General features: G+C 64.3%; 6 protein-coding genes and 1 pseudogene. 6 read left to right on the top strand and 1 reads right to left on the bottom strand.

Annotation, left to right across the window (positions count from 1 at the left end; translation table 11 throughout):
* Positions 1 to 147: 147 nt before the first annotated feature.
* Positions 148 to 1,473 (top strand): MFS transporter, encoded by a 1,326-nt coding sequence (locus AKL29_RS35790; protein WP_050387401.1) that lies wholly within the window; start codon positions 148 to 150, stop codon positions 1,471 to 1,473.
* Positions 1,474 to 1,506: 33 nt separating this feature from the next.
* On the opposite strand, the gene AKL29_RS35785 is transcribed toward AKL29_RS35790, so the two are convergent.
* Positions 1,507 to 1,788: a hypothetical protein gene (locus tag AKL29_RS35785; RefSeq protein ID WP_028333229.1), complete on the bottom strand. Its 282-nt coding sequence runs from the start codon at positions 1,786 to 1,788 to the stop codon at positions 1,507 to 1,509.
* Between the two features lie 183 nt (positions 1,789 to 1,971).
* Here AKL29_RS35785 and AKL29_RS35780 point away from each other — a divergent pair, with 183 nt between their 5' ends.
* The 5 genes and pseudogenes from AKL29_RS35780 to AKL29_RS46075 form a co-directional block, all read left to right on the top strand.
* Positions 1,972 to 3,078, top strand: coding sequence for an efflux RND transporter periplasmic adaptor subunit (locus AKL29_RS35780; protein ID WP_050387400.1), 1,107 nt, complete (start codon positions 1,972 to 1,974; stop codon positions 3,076 to 3,078).
* 44 nt (positions 3,079 to 3,122) lie between these two features.
* Complete coding sequence (locus tag AKL29_RS35775) at positions 3,123 to 6,260, top strand: efflux RND transporter permease subunit (protein WP_050387399.1); 3,138 nt, start codon at positions 3,123 to 3,125, stop codon at positions 6,258 to 6,260.
* Between the two features lie 21 nt (positions 6,261 to 6,281).
* The gene (locus tag AKL29_RS35770; RefSeq protein ID WP_028333226.1) at positions 6,282 to 6,890 is read left to right on the top strand and encodes a TetR/AcrR family transcriptional regulator; all 609 of its coding nucleotides are present in this window, start codon (positions 6,282 to 6,284) and stop codon (positions 6,888 to 6,890) included.
* Between the two features lie 160 nt (positions 6,891 to 7,050).
* Entirely contained in the window at positions 7,051 to 7,674 is a 624-nt protein-coding gene (locus AKL29_RS35765) for a flavin reductase family protein (RefSeq protein WP_050387398.1), read from the top strand.
* 310 nt (positions 7,675 to 7,984) lie between these two features.
* A pseudogene (locus tag AKL29_RS46075) lies at positions 7,985 to 8,151 on the top strand (SMP-30/gluconolactonase/LRE family protein); the annotation flags it as partial.

The following is an 8,151-nucleotide window of genomic DNA, read 5'->3' as shown; positions in this document are numbered from 1 at the left end:
CCCGGCACAAGGCCGGGCATGACGAGTTTGGGGAGAGATCGACCACAGCCTCGGTTCCGGTTTGCGCTGTGAGCTATGAGTTTTTGCCATTGCTCAAAGCGGAGCCAGCCAATAATCCTCACGGCAAGCAACACCCGGGGAAAGCTCATGAGCCAGACAGCAACCATCGCGCCTGATCGCGGCGCCCGCAGCGAGATCGAGACGTCGACGATCCGCGCGATCTCGTGGCGGCTGATCCCGTTCCTGATCCTGGCCTACTTCTTCTCCTATCTCGACCGCGTCAATCTCGGTTTCGCCGCGCTCACCATGAACAGCGAGCTGAAGTTCTCGCCGGTGGTGTTCTCGTTCGGCGCCGGCATCTTTTTCATCGGCTATTTCATTTTCGAGGTGCCGAGCAACCTGGCGCTGGAGCGGTTCGGCGCCAGTAAGTGGATCGCCCGCATCATGGTGAGCTGGGGCATCCTCTCGGCGTTGATGGCGGCGGTCTATGACGAGCACAGCTTCTATGCGCTGCGCTTCTTCCTCGGCGTCGCCGAGGCCGGCTTCTTCCCCGGCATCATCCTCTATCTGACCTATTGGTACCCGGCCGAGTATCGTGCGCGCTTCCTCGCCGCCTTCGCGCTCGCGGTGCCGATCTCGACCGTGATCGGCGCGCCGATCTCCGGCCTGTTGCTCGGCCTCGACGGCGTGATGGGCTTGAAGGGCTGGCAGTGGCTGTTCGTCATCGAGGGCATTCCCTCGGTGCTGCTCGGCATCGTCACCTGGTTCTATCTGACCGACCGGCCGGAGAAGGCCGAGTGGCTCTCGGCCGAGGAGAAGGCGTGGCTCAAGGCGAAGCTCGACGCCGAGGTCGCGGCCAAGCAGGCGGCGAAGCATTTCACGCTGGGCGAGGCGCTGTCCTCGCCGAAGGTGCTGGCGCTCAGCGCGATCTATTTCGGCTTCGTCGCCTCGCTCTACGGCATGCAGTTCTGGCTGCCGCAGATCGTCAAGGCGTTCGGTCTGACCAACGCGCAGACCGGCTTCGTCACCGCGATCCCGTACGCATTCGGCACCGTCGCGATGATCCTGTGGGCACGCCGTTCCGATGCCACGCGCGAGCGCGTGTTCCATGTCGGCGCGCCGCTGCTGCTGACTGCGCTGGCGCTCGCCGTCTCCAGCTACATCACCGATCCGGTCATGACGATGGTGGTGCTGACGGTCGCTGCGATCGGGGTGTTCTGCACCTTCGCGGTGTTCTGGACGCTGCCGACAGCCTGGCTCTCCGGCACCGCCGCCGCCGGTGCGATCGCGCTGATCAACTCGATCGGCAACCTCGCCGGTTTCGGCGGGCCCTACCTGATCGGCTGGGTCAAGGAAGCCACCGGCAGCACGTCGACCGGCCTGCTGGTGCTGTCGCTGCTGCCGCTCGCGGCGGGCCTGCTGGTTTTCCTCGGCAGCCACAAAACCAAGACCGAGTTCGCCGGCGCGAAGTAGCCGTGGCGCCTGCGTAGGACAGTTCTTGAATGCTTAGACCGGATAGCGCCACTTCAGCGCGCGCCGGACGAAGAAGATCGCGACCAGCGTGGTGCCGAGCGTTGCCAGCCACGTCCACATCAGGATGCCGCCCTGTGTCAGGGCGTAGCGCTCGGAAAGCGCCAGCATCACCAGCATGCCGATGAGCCCCGCGCCGGACCAATAGAGCGGCGAACGCAGCATTCCAGTCGCGGCGTGTTCAGCCGCGCGTTCGCGCGCTCTGCCGACGAACCAGATCAAGAAGCCGGCGTAACCAAGGGCAAGGATCCATGACATGGCCGCAGCCTCGCATGCTGGCGCTTCCGCAACCGTAAAAGGCTGAAACGAAAGTCGCGGTATCGGTTGGAGGAGCCCGATTCCGACCCCGTCCTCACGAATTGGTTATCACTGACGAATATTGACATTTATCAGTGATAAATCGATACTCTTCATCAGTCGTCAGCCCGATGGAGATTTCAGATGTTCGTTCGTTCCGTTTTCTCGAGCTATTACAGGCTCTTGACGGGAGCATCATTGGCTTTCGCGGTGTTCGCGCTGACCGGCTGCAATGAAAAGGCGGCCGAAAACGCCGATCCGGGACGCCCCGTTCTGGTAGCGACCGTCCATTATGAAGCTGAAACCCCTGAGCGCAGCTTTGTCGGCACCATCAAGCCCCGTATCGAAGCCGATATGGGCTTTCGGGTCGCCGGCAAGGTGGCCAAGCGGCTGGTCGAGGTCGGACAGACAGTCGACGTCGACCAGCCCTTGGCCACCCTCGACGAGGTCGACCTGAAGCTGCAGGCCGAGCAGGCGGAGGCGGAATTCCGCGCCGCCACCGGCGTGCTGGCGCAGGCCGCGGCCGCCGAGCAGCGCGCCAAGGATCTGAAGGCCAAGGGCTGGACCACCGACGCGGCGCTCGATTCCGCCAAGGCCGCCGGCGACGAGGCCCGCGCCCGGCTGAACCGCGCCGAGCGCTCGGTCGAGCTGACCAAGAATTCCCTCTCTTACGCAACGCTGGTGGCCGACACCCGGGGTGTCGTCACAGCGACCATGATCGAGCCCGGCCAGGTGGTTGCCGCGGGCCAGGCTTCGATCCGTGTCGCCCGACTTGGCGAGAAGGAAGCTGTCGTCGCGATCCCAGAGACGCTTCTTGCTCGTGCCAGGTCGGGCGTAGCCACGGTGACGCTGTGGTCGGATGCCAAGAAGAGCTATGCCGCCAGGCTGCGCGAGGTCGCGCCGCAGGCCGATCCCGCCACCCGCACCTATCTCGCAAAATTCTCGCTGCCGGATGCCGACGAGGCGGTGTCGCTCGGCATGACCGCGACGCTGACGCTGGCCGACAAGGCGAGCGAGCGCGTCGCCAAGTTGCCGCTGTCGGCGCTGTACAGCCAGGGCGGCGATCCCTCGCTCTACATCGTCGACGACAAGGGCGACATCGCGCTGAAGCCGGTCAAGGTGAAGGCCTATGAGAGCAACAACGTCGTCATCTCCGGCGGCGTCGACGATGGCGCCAAGGTGGTCGCCCTCGGCGTGCAGAAACTCGATCCGAGCCAGAAGGTGCGGGTCGTGTCGTCGCTGTCGTTCTAACCCTCGCATAGCAGCAGAAACGGTTCTGGGACCTGGAGAGTTCGATGAAGCGCTTCAACCTTTCAGCCTGGGCGGTCAGCCATCCGACGCTGGTCCTGTTCCTGATGATCATCCTCGCCGCCGCCGGCTTCTTCTCCTACGAGAAGCTCGGCCGCGCCGAGGACCCGTTCTTCACCGTCAAGGTGGTGAACGTCTCGGTGATGTGGCCGGGCGCGACCTCGCAGGAAATGCAGATGCAGGTCGCCGATCCGATCGAGAAGAAGCTGCAGGAGCTGCCGTTCTTCGACAAGGTGCAGACCTATTCCAAGCCGGGGTTCACGGCGATGCAGGTCTCCTTCAAGGATTCGACCTCGCCGAAGGACGTGCCCTATCTCTTCTATCTCCTGCGCAAGAAGCTGGTCGATGTGCAGGGCGAGTTGCCCTCCGGCATCCTCGGTCCCGTCGTCAACGACGAATTCTCCGACGTCGATTCGATCCTCTATATGATGACCGGCGACGGCGCCAATTATGCGCAGCTCAAGAAGGTCGCGGAGGGTTTTCGCCAGCGCCTGCTGAAGGTGCCCGGTGTCACCAAGATCGATCTCTACGGCACCCAGGACGAGCGTATTTTCGTCGAGTTCTCGCATGCCAAGCTGGCGACGCTCGGCATCACGCCGCAGGCGCTGTTCGATTCGCTCGCCAAGCAGAATAACGTCACCCCGGCCGGCACCGTCGAGAGCTCATCGCAGCGCGTGCCGCTGCGCGTCACCGGCGCGCTTGACGGCGTCAAGGCGGTTGCCGAAACGCCGGTCGAGAGCAACGGCCGCGTGTTCCGGCTCGGCGATATCGCGACCGTGAGCCACGGCTATGTCGATCCGCCAAGCTTCAAGGTGCGTCAGGAAGGCAAGCCGGCGCTCGGCATCGGCGTCGTCACCGCCAAGGGCGCCAACATCCTCGATCTCGGCAAGGAGGTCCAGAAGGCGACCGCCGAGTTCCTGAAGGTGGTGCCGCAGGGCGTCGATATCCAGCAGATCGCCGACCAGCCCAAGGTGGTCGAGCACGCCGTCGGCGAGTTCGTGCACTCCTTCGTCGAGGCGCTCGCGATCGTGCTGTTCGTCTCCTTTGTCGCGCTCGGCTGGCGCACCGGCATCGTGGTCGCGCTGTCGGTGCCGCTGGTGCTCGGCATCGTATTCATCGTGATGAACGCAATGTCGCTCGACCTGCACCGCATCACACTCGGCGCGCTGATCATTGCGCTCGGCCTTCTGGTCGACGACGCCATCATCGCGGTCGAGATGATGGTGGTGAAGATGGAGCAGGGCTGGGACCGCATGAAGGCGGCGTCCTTTGCCTGGGAATCCACCGCGTTTCCGATGCTCACGGGAACGCTGGTCACGGCCGCTGGCTTCCTCCCCATCGGCTTTGCCAATTCGGCGGTCGGCGAATATGCCGGCGGCATCTTCTGGATCGTGGCGATCTCGCTGGTCGCCTCCTGGTTCGTCGCGGTGATCTTCACGCCCTATATCGGCGTCAAGCTGTTGCCCAACATCAAGGTGCACCAGAACCACGATCCGCACGCGATCTACGAGACGCGAATGTATCGCGGCCTGCGCAGCGTCGTGCAGTGGTGCGTCGATCACCGCATCAAGGTGGTGGCGGCGACCGTCGGCGTCTTTGTTGCCTCCATCGTCGCGTTCGGCCACGTCCAGCAGCAGTTTTTCCCGCTGTCGGAGCGGCCCGAGTTGTTCCTGCAGCTGCGTCTGCCCGAGGGCACCGCCTTCAACGTCACCGAGAAGGCGGTGAAGCAGGCCGAAGGGCTGCTGAAGGGCGATGACGACATCCAGACCTACACCGCCTATGTCGGCCAGGGCTCGCCGCGCTTCTGGCTCGGCCTCAATCCGCAGCTGCCGAACGAGGCCTTTGCCGAGATCGTGATCCTCGCCAAGAACGTCGAGGCGCGCGAGCGCGTCAAGGCCAAGATCGAGCAGGCCGCCGCCGATGGCGCGCTGAACGAGGCGCGGGTCCGGGTCGACCGCTTCAATTTCGGTCCGCCGGTCGGCTTCCCGGTCCAGTTCCGCGTGATCGGCCCCGATGCCAACAAAGTGCGCGACATCGCCTACCAGGTCCGCGACGTCATGCGCCAGAACAAGAACGTCAAGGACGTCCAGCTCGACTGGAACGAGCAGTCGCCCTATCTGAAGCTCGCTGTCGACCAGGATCGGGCGCGCGCGCTCGGCCTGACCCCGCAGGACGTCTCGCAGGCGCTGGCGATGCTGATCTCGGGCGCGCCGGTCACCACGATCCGCGACGGCATCGAGAAGGTCGGCGTGGTCGCCCGCGCGGTGCCGTCCGAGCGGCTCGATCTCGGCCGCGTCGGCGATCTCACCATCACCACGCGCAACGGCGTCGCCGTCCCGCTGCAGCAGATTGCCAAGATCGAATATGCGCATGAGGAGCCGATCCTGTGGCGGCGCAACCGCGACATGGCGATCACCGTGCGTTCCGACGTTGTCGACGGCGTGCAGGCGCCCGACGTCACCAACCAGATCTCGCCGAAGCTGAAGGACATCCAGGCCCATCTCGAGCCGGCTTACCGGATCGAGCCGGGCGGGGCGTTCGAGGAATCCGCCAAGGGCAATGCGTCGATCTTCATCCTCTTCCCCGTGATGGTGATGGTGATGCTGACGCTGCTGATGATCCAGCTGCAGAGCTTCTCGCGCCTGTTCCTGGTGTTCCTGACCGCGCCGCTCGGCATCGTCGGCGCCTCGCTGGGGCTCAACGTCGCCAACCAGCCGTTCGGCTTCGTGGCGCTGCTCGGCCTGATCGCGCTCGCCGGCATGATCATGCGCAACGCCGTGATCCTGGTCGACCAGATCGAGAGCGACGTGGCGTCCGGCCTGACCCGGCGCGAGGCGATCGTCGAAGCCACCGTCCGGCGCGCCCGGCCGGTGGTGCTGACGGCCCTGGCCGCCATCCTCGCCATGATCCCGCTGTCGCGCTCGGCGTTCTGGGGCCCGATGGCGATCACCATCATGGGCGGTTTGTTTGTTGCGACTTTCCTGACCTTGCTGTATCTGCCGGGCCTTTACGCCCTCTGGTTCCGCAAGACCCTCGAGGAAAGCGGCTCCGAGCAAATCGATACTGCGCCGCAGCATGCCGGCGATGCGCAACGCGCATTTCCGCTTGCTGAGGCGGCCGAATAATTGAAGATTGAGCAGGCCAACATGACACTGATCTCGGAACATAGCGAAACCGACACCCGCGAGCGGATTCTCGTGGTGGCGGAGCGCTTGTTCCGGCAGATCGGGTATCAGAAGACGACGGTCGCCGACATCGCCAAAGAGCTCCGGATGAGCCCCGCCAACGTGTACCGCTTCTTCGATTCGAAGAAGTCGATCCACGAAAGCGTGGCCCGCGGCCTGATGGGCGAGGTCGAGATCGAGGCGCAGCGCATCGCCCGCTCGGAAGGGCCGGCGGCGCCGCGCTTGCGCCAGATGATGACGACCATCAATCGCATGAACACCGAACGCTATGTCGGTGACTCCAAGCTGCACGAGATGGTCGAGATCGCGATGCAGGAGGACTGGGACGTCTGCGTCGCACATATGGAGTGTATTGCCTCCATTATCGGCGAGGTGATCGCGCAAGGAGCGGCGTCGGGGGAGTTCGAGATCACGGACCTGCAACTCGCCTCGCTCTGCGCCTGCACGGCGATGATGCGGTTCTTCCACCCGCAGATGATCGCCCAATGTGCCACCAAGCCGGGCCCGACCATCGACCAGATGATCGATTTCGTGATCGCCGGCCTGTCGCCGCGCGGCCGCACCAATTGAGCGCCAGGGCTGACATTTTCGTCAGTTGACTCTTCCGGCATAGCAGGCAAATCGGGTTTGTAGCCCGGATGGAGCGCAGCGCAATCCGGGGCCACTTCCGCTTGCGAGACCGTCCCGGATTACGCTGCGCTCCATCCGGGCTACGTGAGAGGGGCTAGCCGTGACCGCCAAGGACCTGCATTTCTACGAGCCGAAGAACGGCCACGGCCTGAAGCACGACCCGTTCAACGCCATCGTGGCGCCGCGGCCGATCGGCTGGATCTCCTCGCGCGACAAGGGCGGCAACGTCAACCTCGCGCCCTACAGCTTCTTCAACGCCTTCTGCTACGTGCCACCGATCATCGGCTTCTCCTCCACCAACTGGAAGGACAGCGTCGCCAACATCCAGGACACCGGCGAGTTCGTCTGGAATCTGGCGACGATGGATCTCGCCAAGCACATGAACGCGACGGCGGCGCATGTCGCGCGTGATGTCGACGAGTTCAAGCTCGCGGGGCTCACGCCGGTCGCCGGCAAGCTCGTCAACGTGCCGCGGGTCGCCGAAAGCCCGGTGTCGTTCGAATGCAAGGTGAGCCAGATCGTCCAGCTCCAGGGTGCCGACGGCAAGAAGGCCGAGGCCTGGCTGACGCTCGGCGAGGTCGTCGCCGTCCACATCGACAAGACTTTCATCAAGGACGGCGTCTACCAGACCGGCCTCGCGCACCCGATCGTCCGCGCCGGCCGCCGCGGCGACTACTTCGAGATCAAGCCGGAAAACATGTTCGAGATGATCCGGCCGGATTGAGTGCTGCTCTATCCTCCCTCTCCCCGTTCTTCACGGGGAGAGGGTAGGGTGAGGGGCTGCTTCCATCGGTTATGATCGTCGTGAGACCTGTACCCCCCTCACCCGGATCGCATCTTGCGATGCAATCCGACCTCTCCCCGCAAGCGGGGCGAGGTAAGAGACGTCGCTCCGCAACGACGGCCCGCACCACAACAATGTGAAATTTCCGCGCGCGGGGATGAAAAACCGTCACTCGCAACCTCTCCGAGAGCAGTCTAACCTCCACCCGCCAGGCCGGATCAACGGCCGGCCAACAGAGTGGGAGGATGCGATGACACGCCAATCGCGGCGCGATCCTAACGAAGAACAACGCGATCCGAATGTTTCACGACGCACGCTGGTTCAGGGGTTGGCGGTTTCCGCCGCCGCCGTCGCGGGCATCGGCAGTGCGCTGGCTCAGAACGCGCCCGCGCCGGTCGGGCCGCCGACGACGATCAC

The organism is Bradyrhizobium pachyrhizi, from assembly GCF_001189245.1.
Taxonomy (GTDB): Bacteria; Pseudomonadota; Alphaproteobacteria; order Rhizobiales; family Xanthobacteraceae; genus Bradyrhizobium; species Bradyrhizobium pachyrhizi.
This window is presented reverse-complemented; position numbering and strand designations above follow the sequence as displayed.

Excerpts from the sequence above, each read along its gene's own strand:
- AKL29_RS35785 (WP_028333229.1), bottom strand. The coding sequence starts at position 1,788 with ATGTCATGGATCCTTGCCCTTGGTTACGCCGGCTTCTTGATCTGGTTC.
- AKL29_RS35770 (WP_028333226.1), top strand. The coding sequence starts at position 6,282 with ATGACACTGATCTCGGAACATAGCGAAACCGACACCCGCGAGCGGATT.
- AKL29_RS35775 (WP_050387399.1), top strand. The coding sequence starts at position 3,123 with ATGAAGCGCTTCAACCTTTCAGCCTGGGCGGTCAGCCATCCGACGCTG.
- AKL29_RS35780 (WP_050387400.1), top strand. The coding sequence starts at position 1,972 with ATGTTCGTTCGTTCCGTTTTCTCGAGCTATTACAGGCTCTTGACGGGA.
- AKL29_RS35790 (WP_050387401.1), top strand. The coding sequence starts at position 148 with ATGAGCCAGACAGCAACCATCGCGCCTGATCGCGGCGCCCGCAGCGAG.